This window comes from Streptomyces sp. NPDC037290 (assembly GCF_055603245.1).
On record NZ_JBVJVZ010000006.1, the window covers coordinates 157,200 to 176,516 of the forward strand.

Genomic DNA, 19,317 nt, shown 5'->3' on the forward strand with positions numbered 1-19,317 from the left:
TCTGCGCCGCCCGGGATCATGCTGGTCAGGGAGAGCCTGCCGAGCTAGGGCGAGATGAGCGGCGATGGAGCGACAGTCGACGTACACGGCCACGGCCACCATCGATGAGCAGGGCATCCTCACGGGCTGGAGCGAAGGCGCACGGCGGCTGCTCGGCTACGACTCCCCGGCCGTCGTCGGACGGCCCGCCACCGCGCTGCTCGCCACCGACGGCTCGGCGGCACGCCGGGTGCTGGCCGGACGTGAACGCTGGAACGGCACCGTCCCGCTGCGCCACCGCGACGGCCGGCGGCTGGAACTGGGTGTGCTCGCCCACCGCCGGACCTCGGCCACCGGGGTCACCGACTGGCTCGTGGTGAGCGCCGTGACGATCCGTTCGCAGCCGCCCCGCGGTGAACCCCTGGAGGAGTGGACGTTCCTGCAGTCCCCCTTCCCGCTGGCGATCTTCGACGCCGACCTGCGGCTCGTACGCGCCAACCGCCGGATGGAACACGCCCTCGCCCTGCCCGAGGCGGCGATGCGCGGCCTCGGCCTGCCGCACATCGCGCCCGGCGCCGCGAGCGAGGCGGCCGACCGGTCGATGCGGCTCGCGCTGGAGTCCGGCCGCCCGCAGGAAGCCACGGCCGGACTCGGCACGGAACGGGACGCCCCCGCCGTACTCACCCCGCTGAAGGACGCCGGTGGCCGGGTGCGCGCCGTCTGCCTGTCCACGCAGCCGCCCGGCCAGGACTCCACCGGCGGGCCGCAGCCGTCGGCCGGGACCGGCGCGCACGTCGGCGTGGCGGCGGACCAGGCCCGTGCCGCCCAGGAACTCGGCGAGGTCACGGTCCCCCGGCTCGCCGACATCATGGCGGTCGAGCTGTTCGACGCACCCCGCGACGCGGACGAGGAGCCCGGACCGCCCGGCCCGGTGGTGCTGCGCCGCGCCGCGCTGCGCGCCGTCCCGGACGGCCACGGACCCGCCCACGGCTCCACTGTGGGCGAGGCGGTCGTCTGCCCGGTGGACTCGCCGCCGGCCCAGTGCCTCGCCGCGAGCCGGCCGCTGCTGTACGACACGACGGACCCGGTCGTCGCCGAGTGGGCCGCGGTGGACCCGGGCGCGGCATGGCTGCGCGCGTCCGGGGCGCGTTCGCTGCTGACGGTGCCGCTGCTCGCCCAGGGCAGCACGCTCGGGGTGGCGCTCTTCGGCAGGCGCCCCGGCCGGGGGCCGTTCGGCCCGGAGGAGCTGCGGCTGGCCCAGGAGTTCACGGCCAGGGCGGCCGTCGGCATCCGGCAGGCCCGCGCCTTCTCACGGCCCCGCACCACCACCATGGCCCTGCAGCAGAGCCTGCTCCCGCACACGCTGCCCGACCAGGCGGCCCTGGAGATCGCCACCCGTTATCTGCCCGCCGCGCCCCGGGCCGGCGTGGGCGGCGACTGGTTCGACGTGATCCCGCTGTCCGGGGCGCGGGTGGCGCTCGTCGTGGGCGACGTGGTGGGCCACGGCATCCGCGCCTCGGCCACGATGGGCCGGCTGCGCACGGCGGTGCGCACCCTGGCGGACGTGGACCTGCCGGCCGACGAACTCCTCACCCACCTCGACGACCTGGTCCTGCGGCTCGCCGCCGACGAGGGCAGCGCGGATCCGGCCGCCGACACCGCGGGCGGCATCGGTACCACGTGCCTGTACGCCGTCTACGACCCGGTCTCGCGCCGGTGCACCCTCGCCCGGGCCGGCCATCCGCCACCGGCCGTGGTCATGCCGGACGGCGCCGTGCGCTTCCTCGACGTCCCCGCGGGGCCCCCGCTCGGGCTCGGCGGGCTGCCCTTCGAGGCCGTCGAGACCGAACTGCCCGAGGGCAGCCTGCTCGCCCTCTACACCAACGGGCTTCTCGAGGCCCGCGAGCACGACATCGACGAGGCGCTGGACAGGATGTTCGCCGCGCTCGGCCGGCCCGCGACCTCGCTGGACGCGATCTGCGACCACGTGCTCACCGAGCTGCTGAGCCACCGCCCCGACGACGACATCGCCCTGCTCGTCGCCCGCACCCGGGTCCTGCACGAGGACCGGGTCGCCGCCTGGGAACTGGCGAACGACCCCATGGACGTCTCCCGGGCCCGCCGCCTGGCCTGCGACCAGCTGTCCGCCTGGGGCCTGGACGAGGCCTCCTTCCCCACCGAGCTGATGGTCAGCGAGCTGGTCACCAACGCCCTGCGGTACGGCCGCCCGCCCGTCCAGCTCCGGCTGATCCACCAGGACTCGACCCTGATCTGCGAGGTGTACGACTCCAGCGGCACCACCCCGCACATGCGGCGCGCCCGCATCTTCGACGAGGGCGGCCGGGGCCTGCTGCTGGTCGCCCAGCTCGCCGACCGCTGGGGCACCCGGCACGACCGGGTCGGCAAGACGGTGTGGGCGGAACAGTCGCTGGCCCGGACCACCGGCTGAGTCAGCCGCTGCCACCGTCGCCCCCACGGCCGCCGTTGCCGCTGGTCTCGCAGCCGGCCCCGAGGCAGATTCCGCCGTTCCCGCCCCGCCCGCCAGGTCCCCCGTCGCCCCCGCCGACCGCGTCGCCGCCGTTCCCGCCGGCGCCGCCGTTGGCGCTGCCCGCGCAGACGCCGGCGCAGATGCCGCCGTTGGCGCTGCCGTTGCAGAGCCCGGCGCAGATGCCGCCGCCCGAGCCGCTGGTTCCGTTGACGGTGCCGTTGCAGTTGCCGGCGCAGATCGAGTCGCCGACGCGGACGCTGCCGTTGCCGACGTGGATGCTGCCGAGGCCGGGGTGGCCGCTGCCCGCTCCGCCGACGGGGCCGGTGTCGGCGGTCACCGCCGCCCCCGCCGCGTAAGCGGCGGGGAGCCTGGGGCCCCGGGCGGGTGTCAGGACAGGACCGGCCCGGCCCAGGACGGCGGTTCCGGAGGCGGAACGCGGTCCACCAGGGTCGGCGTACGGCGGCGCGGTGCGGGCTCACCGACGGCGGCGCGCAGGGCCGCCACGAACTCCAGGCAGGAGCCGTGGCGGTCGCCCGGGGCCTTGGCCAGCGCGCGCCGGAGGACGGCGTCGGCGGCCTCCGGGATGTCCGGCCGCTCCTTGCTGAGCGCGGGCGGCTGGTCGTACTGGTGGGTCCACAGCAGCTCGAGGTGGTCCTCCCGCCGGAAGGGCGGGGTGCCCGCGAGCATCTCGTGGACCACACAGGCCAGGCTGTACAGGTCGGACCTGCCGTCCACCGGGCGCCCCGCGATGCGCTCGGGCGCCACGTAGTCCAGGGTGCCGACGAACTCGCCCGCGGTGGTGAACCCGGTGAGCGACAGCGACTTCTTCGCCAGCCCGAAGTCGGTGAGGTAGACGTGCTCGGGATGGTCGCTGTCGACCCCCTTGGCGACCAGGACGTTGCCGGGTTTGACGTCCCGGTGCACCAGCTCGCGCGCGTGGGCCGCGTCGAGTGCGGACGCCAGCTGGGCGGCGACGCGCAGCGCGGTCGCGACCGGCAGCGGGCCCGCCCGGTCGATCAGGGCGCCCAGGTCCTGGCCGGAGACGAAGCACATGGCGATGTAGAGGACCCCGTCGGTCTCGCCGGCCTCGAAGACGGGGACGATGTGGGGGTGGTCGATGGCGGCGGCCACCCGGGACTCCTGGGCGAACCGGCGGCGGAAGGCGTCGTTGCGCGTGTACTCCGGGGCGAGCAGCTTGAGCGCGACCGTCCGGCCGAGCCGCAGGTCCTTGGCGCGGTAGACGACGGCCATGCCGCCCCGCCCGAGCTCGCGTTCCACGCGGTACCCCGCGATCTCGGCCCCGATCAGCCCGGAGGGGCTTCTGGGCGGCCAACTCACGCCTGAATTCTACCGAGAGGTCCGTATATCCGCGTACGGCGAGGACGCGGGGCACGGCGAAGGCCCGGGCCTCCCTCACGGGACCCGGGCCTCGCCTCTCCCGGGGCGTCCGTCACGCCGCCACGGGAACCTCCGGCGCCGCCCCGTTCGTCGCGGGGGCGAGCGCCAGCTCCAGGACCTGGCGGACATCGGTCACGGCGTGGACGTCGAGCTTGTCCAGCACCTCGGCCGGGACGTCGTCCAGGTCGGGCTCGTTGCGCTTGGGGATGATCACGGTGGTCACCCCGGCCCGCTGGGCGGCGAGCAGCTTCTGCTTCACTCCGCCGATGGGCAGCACCCGGCCGGTCAGCGAGACCTCACCGGTCATGGCGACGTCCGTGCGGACCAGGCGGCCGGAGAGCAAGGACGCGAGGGCCGTCGTCATCGTGATGCCGGCGCTCGGGCCGTCCTTGGGGACCGCGCCCGCCGGGAAGTGGATGTGCACGCCCCGGTCCTTCAGGTCGCCGACCGGCAGCTCCAGTTCGGCGCCGTGGCTGCGCAGGAAGCTCAGCGCGATCTGCGCCGACTCCTTCATCACGTCACCGAGCTGACCGGTCAGTGTCAGGCCCGCCGCGCCCGTCTCCGGGTCGGCCAGGGACGCCTCGACGAAGAGGACGTCGCCGCCGGCTCCGGTGACCGCGAGACCGGTCGCCACGCCGGGTACGGCCGTACGGCGCTCGGCCGGGTCCTGGGCGGACTCGGGCACGTGGTGCGGGCGCCCGATCAGACCGCGCAGGTCCTCGTCCCGCACGGTGAACGGCAGCTCCCGCTCGCCGAGTTCGTGCTGGGCCGCGACCTTGCGCAGCAGCCGCGCGAGGGACCGCTCCAGGGTGCGCACGCCCGCCTCGCGGGTGTACTCGCCGGCCAGCTTGCGCAGGGCGCTCTCGTCCAGCGTGACCTCGTCCTTCGTCAGGCCGGCCCGCTCCAGCTGGCGCGGGAGCAGGTGGTCGCGGGCGATGACGACCTTCTCGTCCTCGGTGTAGCCGTCCAGGCGGACGATCTCCATCCGGTCGGCGAGCGCCTCCGGAACGGCCTCCAGGACGTTGGCGGTGGCCAGGAAGACCACGTCCGACAGGTCGAGTTCGACCTCCAGGTAGTGGTCCCGGAAGGTGTGGTTCTGCGCCGGGTCGAGGACTTCGAGCAGGGCCGCGGCCGGGTCGCCGCGGAAGTCGGAGCCCACCTTGTCGATCTCGTCCAGCAGCACCACCGGGTTCATCGACCCGGCCTCCTTGACGGCCCGCACGATCCGTCCGGGCAGCGCACCGACGTACGTACGGCGGTGACCGCGGATCTCGGCCTCGTCGCGGACGCCGCCGAGGGCGACGCGGACGAACTTCCGGCCCATGGCGTGCGCGACGGACTCGCCGAGGCTGGTCTTGCCGACGCCCGGCGGACCCACGAGCGCGAGCACGGCACCGCCGCGCCGGCCGCCGATGACGCCCAGACCGCGCTCACTGCGCCGCTTGCGCACCGCGAGGTACTCGGTGATGCGCGCCTTCACGTCCTCCAGGCCCGCGTGCTCGGCGTCCAGGATCGCCTTGGCGCCCTGGATGTCGTACGCGTCCTCGGTCCGCTCGTTCCAGGGCATCTCCAGGACGGTGTCCAGCCAGGTGCGGATCCAGGAGCCCTCCGGGGACTGGTCGCTGGACCGCTCCAGCTTGTCGACCTCCTTGAGTGCCGCCTCGCGGACCTTCTCCGGCAGGTCGGCGGCTTCCACGCGGGCGCGGTAGTCGTCGGACTCCTCGGCCGAATCCCCTGAGTTCTCGCCGTTCAGCTCGCGCAGTTCCTTGCGGACGGCCTCCAGCTGACGGCGCAGCAGGAACTCGCGCTGCTGCCTGTCGACGCCCTCCTGGACGTCCTTGGCGATGGTCTCGGCGACGTCCTGCTCGGCGAGGTGGTCGCGGAGCTGCTGCGTGGCGAGCTGCAGCCGGGCCACCGGGTCGGCGGTCTCCAGCAGGCCGAGCTTCTGTTCGGTCGTGAGGAACGGCGAGTAGCCGGAGTTGTCGGCGAGCGCGGAGACGTCGTCGATGGCCTGGACGCGGTCCACGACCTGCCAGGCGCCGCGCTTCTTCAGCCAGGCGGTGGCGAGCGCCTTGTACTCCTTGACGAGGTCGGCGACCTGACCCGGCAACGGGTCCGGCACGCTCTCGTCGATGCGGGCGCCCTCGACCCACAGGGCCGCGCCGGGACCGGTGGTGCCCGCGCCGATGCGCACCCGGCTCCGGCCGCGGATCAGAGCCCCGGGGTCACCGTCGGCCAGCCGGCCGACCTGCTCGACCGTGCCCAGCACACCGGTCTTCGCGTACGTGCCGTCGACCCGTGGCACCAGCAGCACCCTGGGCTTGCCCGGCTCCGACCGGGCGGCGGCCTGCGCGGCCTCCACCGCGGCCCGCACCTCCGCGTCGCTCAGGTCCAGCGGAACCACCATGCCGGGCAGCACGACCTCGTCGTCGAGCGGCAGCACAGGCAGGACGAGCGTGAACGCCGGTGACTCAGCAGCCATGATCTCCCCTTCGGCAGTCAAGTTGAGCTATGTCGACTCAACCGCCGGGGGGTGGGCTGGTGTTCCCCTTGCCTGTTCGCTGTGAGCGATCACGTTCGGCTCCACGTGAGCGATCCCCCTCGCCCAAGGGACCACCGCCTCAGGGCGTCTGAGCCCACCGGCGGACAAGAGGCCACCCCGCCACGCCTATCGACAGCGCGATCAGATGGCCCCAGTTCGTCATCGGGTCCTCGAACGCGATCAGGTCGTTCAGGAGGAGGCCGGCCGCGAGGCCGAGCACGGGCCAGCGGAACCAGGGGCGCAGGAGGCCGGCCAGGGCGCCGGTGCTGGCGGCGACGCCGAAGCTGATGCCGTAGTCGAGCCGGTGCAGCGAGGTGACCGGGAGGTGGCCGACCAGGACGGCGAGGCCCACCGGCACCTCGGTGGCGAGGGTGGCCAGGACATGGCCGGCGAGGAAGACGCAGGCCGCCCGCGCGCCGCCTATGCGCCGCTCGAGCGCGGTGATCACCAGCACGAACGCGACCGCGTACGGCGAGAGGACACCGCCCGCGATCCACAGCGCGCTCGCCAGCAGCACCAGCACGGGCGTACGCGCCAGGTGTGCCACGTCCGTGCTGGAGTCCTGGAAGAGGGTGTGCACCAGGCCCCGGTCGGCCATGGCCGCGATCACCGAGGTGACGGCCAGGACGGCGCAGTAGGCGAAGGTGAACGGGGTGCCCGTGGGCGTGGGCAGCAGCCGCCACGGCCGCGGGAGCCGGATGGCCGGGCGGGTGTCGGCGAGGGCTGGATCGCAGGCCGGGGCCGTGGCGTGCCGCTGGCGTGGCATCCCGTCCAGCAGGTCCGCGAGCGCGGGCGCCGGGACGACGGCGGCACCGTCGGAAAGGGGCGCACCCGGCAGGGGCGCGGACGCGGCCGACACAGGGCCCGTCGCGATCGGTTCCACGGTGAGGCGCTCCTTCCGTCGCGCCCCACCTTTCGGGTTGCGCGGGCCGCTGTCTATGACCGACGCCACGCGAGAGCGGATTCACAGCAACCTCTCATGTGCCGGATGCGTCCGCGTCGTGCCCACAACGTACGCGCGTCATCCGCAATTCCCGTGAAGGACAGGGCCCGTTCAAGCAGGATGGGGTCATGACTGCTGCCGTGCACGACTCCCCCGTGATCCTCGACCGGCGCGAAGGCCCGTACGGCGAGGTGGTGCTGCGCCGGCACGGAGCGCTGCTGCAGATCATCGCCAACGGCTGTTTCCTGATGGACACCTCCGACGGCCGCTCGGAGCGGCTGCTGGTGGACGCCGCGTACGACGCGCTGGACGGGCGGCCCGAGCCGAAGGTGCTGATCGGCGGGCTGGGAGTGGGGTTCTCCCTCGCACATGCGGCGGCGGATGCGCGGTGGGGGCGGATCACCGTCGTCGAGCGGGAACCCGCCGTCGTCGACTGGCACCGGGACGGGCCGCTGGCACAGATCTCCGCCGGTGCGCTCGGCGATCCGCGCACCGAGATCGTGCAGGGCGACCTCGTGGCGTTCGTCAATGAGACATCGGACACGTTCGACGCGCTCTGCCTGGACATCGACAACGGCCCCGGCTGGACCGTCACGGACGACAACAACAGCCTCTACTCCCCGACCGGACTCGCGGCCTGCGCAAGGGTGTTGAAACCCGGTGGGGTGCTGGCCGTGTGGTCCGCCGAGCCGTCTCCGGAATTTGAAGGAACCTTGCGGAATGCCGGGTTCCGGCAGGTGCGTACCGAAGAGGTGCCCGTTGCCCGGGGCGTTCCGGACGCCGTGCACCTCGGGGTCCGGCCTGGATAGCGACAGCACGGTGGATCCCCGTAATGTGCTGCCCTGACGCGGATCATTCAAGCGTCAATCGCAGACATGGGATCACCCCACGGGTTCCGGAAAGCAACAAGCAGGGGCGGGCGATGGAGCAGACACACACCTCCCAGAGCGGCGCGGCGACGACCACCCCGGGCGCGCAGCGCCGGGTGCTGGTCGTCGAGGACGACCCCACGATCGTCGACGCCATCGCGGCCCGGCTGCGTGCCGAGGGATTTCTCGTGCAAACCGCGTCGGACGGCCCGGCTGCCGTCGACACGGCCGAGGCCTGGCAGCCCGACCTGCTGATCCTCGACATCATGCTGCCGGGTTTCGACGGCCTCGAGGTCTGCCGGCGGGTGCAGGCGCAGCGTCCGGTGCCGGTGCTGATGCTGACCGCGCGGGACGACGAGACGGACATGCTGGTCGGTCTCGGGGTCGGCGCGGACGACTACATGACCAAGCCGTTCTCGATGCGGGAGCTGGCCGCGCGGGTGCACGTGCTGCTGCGGCGGGTGGAGCGGGCGGCCCTGGCCGCCGCGACGCCCCGCAGCGGGATCCTGCGCCTCGGCGAGCTGGAGATCGACCACGCGCAGCGCCGGGTCCGGGTGAAGTCCGAGGACGTCCACCTCACGCCCACCGAGTTCGACCTGCTGGTGTGCCTGGCGAACACCCCGCGCGCGGTGCTCTCCCGGGAGCAGCTGCTGGCCGAGGTGTGGGACTGGGCGGACGCCTCCGGCACCCGCACGGTCGACAGCCACATCAAGGCGCTGCGCCGGAAGATCGGCGCCGAGCGCATCCGTACGGTGCACGGCGTGGGATACGCGCTGGAGACACCGACACCGTGAGCGGCGACGGGCGCCAGGCCGCACGGAGGAGCCCCGGGGAGGAGCCCTGGGGTGGTGGCGTACGCCCGTTCTCGATCAAGACCAAACTCGGTGCACTCGTCGTCATATCGGTGCTGATCACCACCGGACTGTCGATCGTCGCGGTGCACACCAAGACCGAGCTGCGCTTCATCACGGTCTTCTCGATGATCGCCACACTGCTGATCACGCAGTTCGTGGCGCATTCGCTGACCATGCCGCTGGACGAGATGAACACGGTGGCGCGGTCGATCTCCGAGGGTGACTACACCCGCCGGGTGAGCGAGGGCCGCCGGGACGAGCTGGGCGACCTGGCCGGGACGATCAACCTCATGGCGGACGAGCTGGAGGCCCAGGACAGCCAGCGCAAGGAGCTGGTCGCCAACGTCTCGCACGAGCTGCGCACCCCCATCGCCGGCCTGCGCGCCGTGCTGGAGAACATCGTCGACGGGGTCACCGAGGCCGACCCCGAGACCATGCGCACGGCCCTGAAGCAGACCGAGCGGCTCGGCCGGCTCGTGGAGACCCTGCTGGACCTGTCCCGGCTCGACAACGGCGTCGTACCGCTGAAGATGCGCCGCTTCGAGGTGTGGCCGTACCTGTCGGGCGTGCTGAAGGAGGCCAACATGGTGGCCTCGGCGCGGGCCGGCATCGCCTCCGGCTCCGGCAGCCACACACGCACCGACGTCCACCTGCACCTGGACGTCTCGCCGCCGGAGCTGACCGCGCACGCGGATCCCGAGCGCATCCACCAGGTCGTGGCCAACCTGATCGACAACGCGGTCAAGCACAGCCCGCCGCACGGCCGGGTGACGGTGAAGGCGCGGCGCGGGCCGCAGCCGGAGTCGCTGGAGCTGGAGGTGCTGGACGAGGGCCCGGGCATCCCGCGGTCGGAGTGGCACCGGGTGTTCGAGCGGTTCAACCGGGGCGCGGTCACCCGGCCGCACGGCCCGGGCAGCGACGGCGGTACGGGCCTCGGGCTGGCGATCGCCCGCTGGGCGGTGGATCTGCACGGCGGCCGGATCGGTGTGGCCGAATCCGAGCGCGGCTGCCGGATCATCGTCACTCTTCCGGGACTGACTTCCGTCCCGGGTTGACGTAGGGTCCGAACCCGGAAGCACAAGATCCACGATCGTCGCCGCCGTTCCGCGCAGCTGGACACGTGTGATCAGGGGCAGGCCCGCGCCACCCGTCGAACGAAGGCGCGCCGGGCCGGGGCCGGTGCACCCTCCGACATGCGGAACCACGCTTGTTTCCCGCCATATCAAGCCCTGAAACAAGATTTCCGATGTGACTTACACGACGATGACCTTGCTCGACCTGACCTTCCCCGCCATGGAGGCGTAGCCTTTATTCCCGCTGTCCATCACCTTGTGAAGCGGAAGAGGGCGGTTGCCGCCGTGTCGCCACAGTCCCCCAGTAACTCGAGCATCTCGACCGACCAAGCCGGGAAGAACCCCGCTGCCGCGTTCGGTCCGAACGAGTGGCTCGTCGACGAGATCTATCAGCAGTACCTCCAGGACCCGAATTCGGTAGACCGCGCCTGGTGGGACTTCTTCGCCGATTACAAGCCGGGTGCTCCTGCCACCCCGGCTGCGGCGGGTGCTGCGGCCGCGGGGGCCGCAGGGACCACCACCACGGCCCCCCAGGCCCAGCCCACGGCCCCGGCCCCCCAGGCCGCCGCCCCGGCACCCGCGGCCCCGAAGCCGGCCGCCGCCCCTGCTCCCGCTCCCGCGGCGAAGGCCGCGGCCCCCGCCCCGGCCAGGCCGGCGACGCCCGCACAGGCGCCGGCCCAGCCCAAGGCGAAGGCCGCCCCCGCCGCCGAGGCCCCCGAGGGCCCGGAGCTGGTCACGCTGCGCGGCCCGGCCGCCGCCGTCGCGAAGAACATGAACGCCTCGCTGGAGCTGCCGACCGCCACCTCGGTCCGCGCGGTCCCGGTGAAGCTGCTGTTCGACAACCGCATCGTCATCAACAACCACCTCAAGCGCGCCCGCGGCGGGAAGATCTCCTTCACGCACCTGATCGGGTACGCGATGGTGCAGGCCATCAAGGCCATGCCGGCGATGAACTACGCGTTCGGCGAGAAGGACGGCAAGCCGACCCTCATCAAGCCGGCGCACGTCAACCTGGGCCTGGCCATCGACCTGGTCAAGCCCAACGGTGACCGCCAGCTCGTCGTGGCCGCCATCAAGAAGGCCGAGACGCTGAACTTCTTCGAGTTCTGGCAGGCCTACGAGGACATCGTCCGCCGCGCCCGCGACGGCAAGCTGACGATGGACGACTTCACCGGTGTCACGGTCTCCCTGACCAACCCCGGCGGCCTCGGCACCGTCCACTCCGTGCCGCGCCTGATGCCCGGCCAGTCGGTCATCATGGGCGTCGGCTCCATGGACTACCCGGCGGAGTTCCAGGGCACCAGCCAGGACACCCTGAACAAGCTCGGCATCTCGAAGGTCATGACGCTCACGTCGACCTACGACCACCGGGTCATCCAGGGCGCCGCCTCCGGCGAGTTCCTCCGCCAGGTCGCGAACCTGCTGCTCGGCGAGAACGGCTTCTACGACGACATCTTCGAGGCCCTGCGCATCCCCTACGAGCCGGTCCGCTGGCTCAAGGACATCGACGCCAGCCACGACGACGACGTCACCAAGGCCGCCCGCGTCTTCGAGCTGATCCACTCCTACCGGGTCCGCGGCCACGTCATGGCCGACACCGACCCGCTGGAGTACCGCCAGCGCAAGCACCCCGACCTGGACATCGTCGAGCACGGCCTCACCCTGTGGGACCTGGAGCGCGAGTTCGCCGTCGGCGGCTTCGCCGGCAAGTCGATGATGAAGCTGCGCGACATCCTCGGCGTGCTGCGCGACTCGTACTGCCGCACCACCGGCATCGAGTTCATGCACATCCAGGACCCCAAGCAGCGCAAGTGGATCCAGGACCGTGTGGAGCGCGGCCACTCCAAGCCGGAGCGCGAGGAGCAGCTGCGCATCCTGCGCCGCCTGAACGCGGCGGAGGCCTTCGAGACCTTCCTGCAGACGAAGTACGTCGGCCAGAAGCGCTTCTCGCTGGAGGGCGGCGAGTCCGTCATCCCCCTGCTCGACGCGGTCATCGACTCCGCGGCCGAGTCCCGCCTGGACGAGGTCGTCATCGGCATGGCCCACCGCGGCCGCCTGAACGTGCTGGCGAACATCGTCGGCAAGTCGTACGCGCAGATCTTCCGCGAGTTCGAGGGCAACCTCGACCCGAAGTCGATGCACGGCTCCGGCGACGTGAAGTACCACCTGGGCGCCGAGGGCACCTTCACCGGCCTGGACGGCGAGCAGATCAAGGTCTCGCTGGTCGCGAACCCCTCCCACCTGGAGGCCGTCGACCCGGTCCTCGAGGGTGTCTCGCGCGCCAAGCAGGACATCATCAACAAGGGCGGCACGGACTTCACGGTCCTGCCGGTGGCGATCCACGGCGACGCGGCCTTCGCGGGCCAGGGCGTGGTGGCCGAGACCCTGAACATGTCGCAGCTGCGCGGCTACCGCACCGGCGGCACGGTCCACGTCGTCATCAACAACCAGGTCGGCTTCACCGCCGCCCCGGAGTCGTCCCGCTCGTCGATGTACGCGACGGACGTGGCGAGGATGATCGAGGCCCCGATCTTCCACGTGAACGGCGACGACCCCGAGGCCGTCGTCCGCGTCGCCCGCCTGGCCTTCGAGTTCCGCCAGGCGTTCAACAAGGACGTGGTGATCGACCTCATCTGCTACCGCCGCCGCGGTCACAACGAGTCGGACAACCCGGCCTTCACCCAGCCGCTGATGTACGACCTGATCGACAAGAAGCGCTCGGTGCGCAAGCTCTACACCGAGTCCCTGATCGGTCGCGGCGACATCACCCTGGAAGAGGCCGAGCAGGCCCTGCAGGACTACCAGGGTCAGCTGGAGAAGGTCTTCACGGAGGTCCGCGAGGCCACCTCCCAGCCTGCCGCCGGTGACGCCCAGGCGCCCCAGGACGGCTTCCCGGTCGCGGTGCCGACCGCGGTCTCCACCGAGGTCGTCAAGCGGATCGCCGAGTCCCAGGTCAACATCCCCGACACCATCACCGTCCACCCGCGTCTGCAGCCGCAGCTGCAGCGCCGCGCGGCGATGGTCGAGGACGGCACGATCGACTGGGGCATGGGCGAGACCCTCGCCATCGGCTCCCTCCTCCTCGAGGGCACCCCGGTGCGCCTCGCGGGCCAGGACTCCCAGCGCGGCACCTTCGGCCAGCGCCACGCGGTGCTGATCGACCGGGAGACCGGCGAGGAGTACACCCCGCTGCAGTACCTCTCCGACGACCAGGCCCGCCTGAACGTCTACAACTCCCTGCTGTCCGAGTACGCGGCCATGGGCTTCGAGTACGGCTACTCGCTGGCCCGCCCGGACGCGCTCGTGATGTGGGAGGCGCAGTTCGGTGACTTCACCAACGGCGCGCAGACGGTCGTGGACGAGTTCATCTCGTCGGCGGAGCAGAAGTGGGGCCAGACCTCCGGTGTCACCCTGCTCCTCCCGCACGGCTACGAGGGCCAGGGCCCGGACCACTCCTCCGCCCGCCCGGAGCGGTTCCTGCAGCTGTGCGCGCAGAACAACATGACGGTCGCCATGCCGACCCTGCCGTCGAACTACTTCCACCTCCTGCGGTGGCAGGTGCACAACCCGCACCACAAGCCGCTGATCGTCTTCACCCCGAAGTCGATGCTGCGTCTGAAGGCCGCCGCCTCGAAGGCGGAGGAGTTCACGAGCGGCGAGTTCCGCCCGGTCATCGGCGACGCGTCGATCACCGACCCGGCGGCCGTGAAGAAGGTCGTCTTCTGCGCGGGCAAGGTCTACTACGACCTGGAGGCCGAGCGTCAGAAGCGCGGCGCCACGGACACGGCGATCATCCGCATCGAGCGGCTGTACCCGCTGCCGGGTGCCGAGCTCCAGGCGGAGGTCAACAAGTACCCGAACGCCGAGAAGTACCTCTGGGCGCAGGAGGAGCCGGCGAACCAGGGTGCCTGGCCGTTCATCGCGCTCAACCTGATCGACCACCTGGACCTCGCGGTCGGCGCGGACATCCCGGCCGGCGAGCGGCTGCGGCGCATCTCGCGCCCGCACGGCTCGTCCCCGGCCGTCGGCTCCGCCAAGCGGCACCAGGCGGAGCAGGAGCAGCTGGTGCGTGAGGTGTTCGAGGCCTAGGCCTCGCAAACACCGGGGCGCAAGCCTTGGGGCAACAGGGCCCGGTACCGAGTTCCCACTCGGTACCGGGCCCTTTCGTTGGAGGAGTACGCGTCCGGGCTACTCGTCGTCCTCGTCGTCCAGCCGCGCCAGCCAGGTCGCCAGGCGCTCCACCGGCACCTCGAAGTCCGGGTTGAGGTCGACAAACGTCCGCAGCTGCTCGGCGAGCCACTCGAAGGTGATCTCCTCCTCGCCGCGCCGCTTCTCCAGCTCCTCGATGCCACGATCGGTGAAGTACAACTCTCGCTCCTGACGGGGACGGGCCTGCACACCCCAGGGTAGGCCGTGCCGGGACACCCGGAGGTGTCTTGACTTACGGCAACCACGATATATCGTGTTGTTCAGAGAACGCGATATGACGTGTCGCGTGCCGTGCGTGTACCGTGCCTGGCTGAGGAGTCCCCATGCCCGAGTGGTCCGTCACCGAGCCCCGGAAGCTGACCTTCGACACCCGCGTGAGCGACCTGCAGGTCCGCATCGTCAACGGAACGGTGAACGTGGTGGGCACGGAGGAGGGTTCCGCCCGCCTCGAGGTCTCCGAGATCGAGGGACCGCCCCTCGTGGTCACCCAGCAGGGCACCACCCTCACCGTGGCCTACGAGGACCTGCCCTGGAAGGGCTTCCTCAAGTGGCTCGACCGCAAGGGCTGGCGGCGCAGCGCCGTCGTCTCCCTGGCGGTTCCCGCCGACACCCGCGTGGAGGTGGGCGTGGTCGGCGCCGGCGCGGTCGTCTCGGGCATCCGCGGCCCCGCGGTGGTCAAGGGGGTGACCGGCGACACGACCCTGGTCGGCGTCTGCGGCCCGGTCCGCGCGGACACCGTGTCGGGGAACGTGGAAGCCCAGGCGGTCACCGGTGACCTGCGGTTCAACTCGGTCTCCGGGGACCTGACGGTGGTCGAGGGCTCCGGCCGCTCCGTCCGCGCGGACTCCGTCAGCGGCTCCATGATCGTCGACCTGGACCCGGACGGCCCCACCGAGGTGAGTCTCACCAGCGTCTCCGGCGAGATCGCCATCCGCCTGCCGCAGCCGGCGGACGCCGAGGTGGAGGCGAACACCGCGAGCGGCACGATCTCCAACGCCTTCGACGGACTGCGGGTGCACGGCCAGTGGGGCGCCCACCGGATCACCGGCCGCCTCGGCGCCGGTACGGGCAGGCTCCGGGCCACCACGGTCTCCGGCTCGATCGCCCTGCTGCGCCGCCCGCCGCGCGAGGACGAGGCGGACACCCTGTGGGACACCGAGCCCTTCGAGGCGCCACGGCACCCCGGCACCGCTCCCGCCGCAGGCGGCCCGGCCGCTGCGGGGGACAATTCCGTCTCCGGCCGGGGTGCCGACGCCTCCGACGCCACCGCCGCCCCGGCCGACGGCTCGAACGACAAGAAGGTGCTCTGACATGCCCCCCGTCTTCGCCCACGGACGCCTGCGCCTGTATCTGCTCAAGCTGCTCGACGAGGCCCCGCGCCACGGCTACGAGGTGATCAGGCTCCTCGAGGAACGCTTCCAGGGGCTGTACGCCCCCTCCGCGGGCACGGTCTACCCCCGGCTGGCCAAGCTGGAGGCGGAGGGCCTGGTCAGGCACACCACCGAGGGCGGCCGCAAGGTGTACGCCATCACGGACGCGGGCCGCGCCGAACTGGCCGACCGCAGTGGCGAGTTGGCGGACCTGGAGCTGGAGATCCGCGAGTCCGTCGCGGAACTGGCCGCCGAGATAAGGGCCGATGTCCGCGGCGCGGCCGGTGACCTGCGCCGTGAGATGCGCGAAGCCGCGTCCGAGGCCCGCCGGAACGCGAGGGCGGGGGCGGGCGCGGCGGACGCCACCGGGGAGTACGGCGACCTCACCGACAAGGAGGCCTGGCGGGCCGCCAAGGAGGAGATGCGCCGGGTCAAGCAGGAGTGGAAGGAGCAGGCCCGCCGGGCCAAGGACGAGAGCCGCCGGGCCCGCGAGGAGGCCCAGCGGGCCCGGCGCCAGGCCCAGGAGGCGCAGGCGCGGGCGCGCGCCCAGGCGCAGGAGGAGATGCAGCGCATCGCGCGTCAGGTCCAGGACCGTGTCCAGGACCACTTCACGCAGGGCGACTGGCCGACGGGCGTCCGCGAGGGCCTGTCCGAACTGGCCAGGGAACTGGGCGACTTCGGCAAGAGCTGGGGCTCCCCCCGCACCCCCGAGGAGCCGGCGCCCAAGTCCGCCTCCTCGGCCCCGGACGTGCACCACGTCCCGGCCACCGAGGACTTCCCCGCCGCGTACGAACCCTCCTGGGCGCACGAGGACCTCACCGGGGACCCGGCCCGCGACCTGGACCGCCTCCTGGACCGCTTCCGCGACGACATCCGCGACGCGGCCCGCGACCACGGCGTCACCGAGGACCAGCTCCGCGACGCCCGACGCCACCTGTCGACGGCGGCGGCTCACATCGGCGCGCGCCTGCGCACGCCGAAGGCCTGAGCCGAAAGCGAGCGAGCGGGGGCGCGGGCCGGCCGGTGCCTCAGCCGGCCCGCGCCGTCTCCCCAGCCGTTCGAGCTCAGGAGTTGGTGAGCACGATCTTCCCGAACTGCTCCCCGGACGCCAGCCGTTCGAAGCCCTCCCGGGCCCGGTCCAGCGGCAGTTCCTCGTCGATGACGGGCCGTACCCCGGTCGCGGCGCAGAAGGAGAGCAGGTCCTCCAGCTCCTCCTTGGTGCCCATGGTGGAACCGACCACCTTCAGCTCCAGGAAGAAGATCCGGGTCAGCTCGGCGTGCGAGGGCCGGTCGCCGCTGGTGGCACCGGAGATGACGATCGTGCCGCCGGGCCGCAGGGACTTCACCGAGTGGGACCAGGTGGCGGCGCCCACGGTCTCGATGACGGCGTCCACCCGCTGGGGCAGCCGCGCCCCCGACTCGACGGCCTCCACGGCACCCAGTTCCAGGGCCCGCTTCCGCTTGGCCTCGTCCCGGCTGGTGGCGAAGACGCGGAGCCCGGCCGCCTTGCCGAGCACGATCGCGGCCGTGGCGACGCCACCGCCCGCGCCCTGCACGAGAACCGAGTCACCGGGCCGTACCCCGGCGTTGGTGAACAGCATCCGGTACGCCGTCAGCCAGGCCGTCGGCAGACACGCGGCCTCGGCGAAGGACAGCTCCCTGGGCTTGGGCAGGACGTTCCAGGTCGGCACGGCGACCTGTTCGGCGAAGGTGCCCGGGTAGCGCTCGGTGAGGATGGAGCGCGGCTCGTCCGGGCCGACGCCGTGGCCGGTCTGGCCGATGACGGAGTGGAGGACGACCTCGTTGCCGTCCTCGTCGACGCCTGCCGCGTCACAGCCGAGGATCATCGGGAGCCGGTCCTCCGGGAGGCCGACGCCCTTGAGGGACCAGAGGTCGTGGTGGTTGAGGGAAGCGGCCCGCACATTGATGGTGCTCCAGCCGGGCCGGGTCTCGGGGGCCGGACGCTCCCCCAACTCCAGGCCGGTCAGCGGCTGGTCGCGGTCGATTCGGGCGGCGTAGACAGCGAACATGCTGCCGACGATAGGTGCGGTGGCCATCCGGCGGAACCAGGCGGCTCTGTGACACATGCCCTCTTGCCTTGAAGGGCACCCGTTCCCCACGCGTATCCGGCGGCCAGCACGCGTATCGGGCGGCTGGGGGAAAGAAACGGCCCCGCCCGAACGGACGGGGCCATTCAGCGCAACGTCAGCGACGAGCAACGCCCTCGGCACGCGCCGCGGCCGCGACCGCCGCCGTGACCGCGGGAGCGACCCGCTCGTCGAAGGGCGACGGGATCACGTAGTCGGCGGCGAGGTCGTCGCCGACCACCGCGGCCAGGGCCTCGGCCGCGGCGATCTTCATGCCCTCGGTGATCCGAGTGGCCCGCACCTGCAGCGCGCCGGCGAAGATGCCCGGGAACGCCAGCACGTTGTTGATCTGGTTCGGGAAGTCGGACCGCCCGGTCGCGACGACCGCCGCGTACTTGTGGGCGACGTCCGGGTGCACCTCGGGGTTCGGGTTGGCCATCGCGAACACGAAGGCGCCCTCGGCCATGGAGGCCACGGCCTCCTCCGGGACCGTACCGCCGGAGACGCCGATGAAGACGTCGGCGCCCGCGAGCGCCTCCTCCAGCGAGCCGGTGACGCCGGCCTTGTTCGTGAAGCCGGCCAGCTCGCGCTTGACCGGGGTCAGGTCCTCCCGGTCGGCCGAGACGACGCCCTTGCGGTCCGCGACCGCCACGTCCCCGATGCCGGCCTCGACCAGCATCTTGGCGATGGCGACACCGGCCGCGCCGGCGCCCGAGATGACGGCCCGCAGCTGCCCGATCTCACGCCCGCTCAGGCGCGCCGCGTTCCGCAGCGCCGCGAGCGTCACGACGGCCGTACCGTGCTGGTCGTCGTGGAAGACCGGAATGTCCAGGCGCTCCTGCAGCCGGCGCTCGATCTCGAAGCACCGGGGCGCCGAGATGTCCTCGAGGTTCACTCCGCCGAAGGAGGGAGCGAGCCGGACGACGGTCTCGACGATGTCGTCCACGTCGGTGCAGTCGAGCGCGATCGGCACCGCGTCGACGCCGCCGAACTGCTTGAACAGGATGGCCTTGCCCTCCATCACGGGGAGGGAGGCCTGGGGACCGATGTCCCCGAGTCCGAGGACGGCCGTACCGTCGGTCACGACGGCCACCACGGAGGACTTCCATGTGTAGTCGTTGACCAGCTCCGGCTGTTCCGCGATCGCGGTGCACACGCGCGCGACGCCGGGCGTGTACGCGAGGGAAAGGTCGTCCTTGTCACGGACCGGCACGGTGGCCTGCACGGCCATCTTGCCGCCGCGGTGCAGCGCGAACGCCGGATCGAAGGAATCGAGGGGCTCGGCCCCGCCGTCCTGATCCGTTTTGCTGTCGCTGCGAGGATTGACGATCTCCGCTGCCACTTTGTTTTACCCCTTAGGTATGCATGGTTTGAGGGTCGACCACTCCTGGTGAGGGGTGGGCGGGCACCGTGCAAGGCCCGAATGCCGATACGTACGAGCACGTACGAGCACTTGCACGACGGGCGCGCCGCACACGCGCCCTGAGCCCCGGATGAGGGGTGTA

14 protein-coding genes are annotated in these 19,317 nt (G+C 72.1%); 7 read left to right on the forward strand and 7 right to left on the reverse strand.

Annotated elements, in window-relative coordinates; genetic code table 11:
• Positions 1-64: 64 nt before the first annotated feature.
• On the forward strand, positions 65-2,428 hold the full coding sequence (locus ACZ7HQ_RS22575) for an ATP-binding SpoIIE family protein phosphatase (RefSeq protein WP_470992681.1): 2,364 nt from the start codon (positions 65-67) through the stop codon (positions 2,426-2,428).
• A 1-nt stretch (position 2,429) separates the two neighbouring features.
• Here ACZ7HQ_RS22575 and ACZ7HQ_RS22580 read toward each other — a convergent pair whose 3' ends face one another.
• The 4 genes from ACZ7HQ_RS22580 to ACZ7HQ_RS22595 all read right to left on the reverse strand — a co-directional run bounded on the left by ACZ7HQ_RS22580 (position 2,430) and on the right by ACZ7HQ_RS22595 (position 7,290).
• Positions 2,430-2,804: a hypothetical protein gene (locus ACZ7HQ_RS22580; protein WP_470992684.1), complete on the reverse strand. Its 375-nt coding sequence runs from the start codon at positions 2,802-2,804 to the stop codon at positions 2,430-2,432.
• Positions 2,805-2,854: 50 nt separating this feature from the next.
• Positions 2,855-3,805: a serine/threonine-protein kinase gene (locus ACZ7HQ_RS22585; RefSeq protein ID WP_470992687.1), complete on the reverse strand. Its 951-nt coding sequence runs from the start codon at positions 3,803-3,805 to the stop codon at positions 2,855-2,857.
• A gap of 112 nt (positions 3,806-3,917) precedes the next feature.
• On the reverse strand, positions 3,918-6,347 hold the full coding sequence (gene lon / locus ACZ7HQ_RS22590; protein ID WP_470992690.1) for an endopeptidase La: 2,430 nt from the start codon (positions 6,345-6,347) through the stop codon (positions 3,918-3,920).
• A gap of 139 nt (positions 6,348-6,486) precedes the next feature.
• The gene (locus tag ACZ7HQ_RS22595; RefSeq protein WP_470992693.1) at positions 6,487-7,290 is read right to left on the reverse strand and encodes a rhomboid-like protein; all 804 of its coding nucleotides are present in this window, start codon (positions 7,288-7,290) and stop codon (positions 6,487-6,489) included.
• A gap of 188 nt (positions 7,291-7,478) precedes the next feature.
• Here ACZ7HQ_RS22595 and ACZ7HQ_RS22600 point away from each other — a divergent pair, with 188 nt between their 5' ends.
• The 4 genes from ACZ7HQ_RS22600 to ACZ7HQ_RS22615 all read left to right on the forward strand — a co-directional run bounded on the left by ACZ7HQ_RS22600 (position 7,479) and on the right by ACZ7HQ_RS22615 (position 14,235).
• Complete coding sequence (locus ACZ7HQ_RS22600; protein ID WP_470992695.1) at positions 7,479-8,159, forward strand: spermine/spermidine synthase domain-containing protein; 681 nt, start codon at positions 7,479-7,481, stop codon at positions 8,157-8,159.
• A 113-nt stretch (positions 8,160-8,272) separates the two neighbouring features.
• Positions 8,273-9,013, forward strand: coding sequence for a response regulator transcription factor (locus tag ACZ7HQ_RS22605; RefSeq protein ID WP_031163266.1), 741 nt, complete (start codon positions 8,273-8,275; stop codon positions 9,011-9,013).
• Positions 9,010-10,128: a HAMP domain-containing sensor histidine kinase gene (locus tag ACZ7HQ_RS22610; RefSeq protein ID WP_470992698.1), complete on the forward strand. Its 1,119-nt coding sequence runs from the start codon at positions 9,010-9,012 to the stop codon at positions 10,126-10,128. Before ACZ7HQ_RS22605 ends, ACZ7HQ_RS22610 begins: the two co-directional genes overlap by 4 nt.
• A 303-nt stretch (positions 10,129-10,431) precedes the next feature.
• Positions 10,432-14,235: a multifunctional oxoglutarate decarboxylase/oxoglutarate dehydrogenase thiamine pyrophosphate-binding subunit/dihydrolipoyllysine-residue succinyltransferase subunit gene (locus ACZ7HQ_RS22615; protein ID WP_470992701.1), complete on the forward strand. Its 3,804-nt coding sequence runs from the start codon at positions 10,432-10,434 to the stop codon at positions 14,233-14,235.
• Positions 14,236-14,334: 99 nt separating this feature from the next.
• On the opposite strand, the gene ACZ7HQ_RS22620 is transcribed toward ACZ7HQ_RS22615, so the two are convergent.
• Positions 14,335-14,514, reverse strand: a complete 180-nt coding sequence (locus tag ACZ7HQ_RS22620) for a DUF6104 family protein (RefSeq protein ID WP_028420339.1) — start codon at positions 14,512-14,514, stop codon at positions 14,335-14,337.
• Positions 14,515-14,678: 164 nt separating this feature from the next.
• Here ACZ7HQ_RS22620 and ACZ7HQ_RS22625 point away from each other — a divergent pair, with 164 nt between their 5' ends.
• Both ACZ7HQ_RS22625 and ACZ7HQ_RS22630 read left to right on the forward strand, forming a co-directional pair.
• On the forward strand, positions 14,679-15,665 hold the full coding sequence (locus ACZ7HQ_RS22625; protein WP_470992704.1) for a DUF4097 family beta strand repeat-containing protein: 987 nt from the start codon (positions 14,679-14,681) through the stop codon (positions 15,663-15,665).
• Between the two features lies 1 nt (position 15,666).
• Positions 15,667-16,713 (forward strand): PadR family transcriptional regulator, encoded by a 1,047-nt coding sequence (locus ACZ7HQ_RS22630; RefSeq protein ID WP_470992707.1) that lies wholly within the window; start codon positions 15,667-15,669, stop codon positions 16,711-16,713.
• 76 nt (positions 16,714-16,789) lie between these two features.
• Here the strand turns inward: ACZ7HQ_RS22630 and ACZ7HQ_RS22635 are convergent, their stop codons facing one another.
• A complete protein-coding gene (locus tag ACZ7HQ_RS22635; protein ID WP_470992710.1) occupies positions 16,790-17,755 on the reverse strand; it encodes a zinc-binding dehydrogenase in 966 nt (321 codons plus the stop codon).
• 175 nt (positions 17,756-17,930) lie between these two features.
• Entirely contained in the window at positions 17,931-19,154 is a 1,224-nt protein-coding gene (locus ACZ7HQ_RS22640; protein ID WP_470992713.1) for an NAD(P)-dependent malic enzyme, read from the reverse strand.
• Positions 19,155-19,317 lie beyond the last annotated feature (163 nt).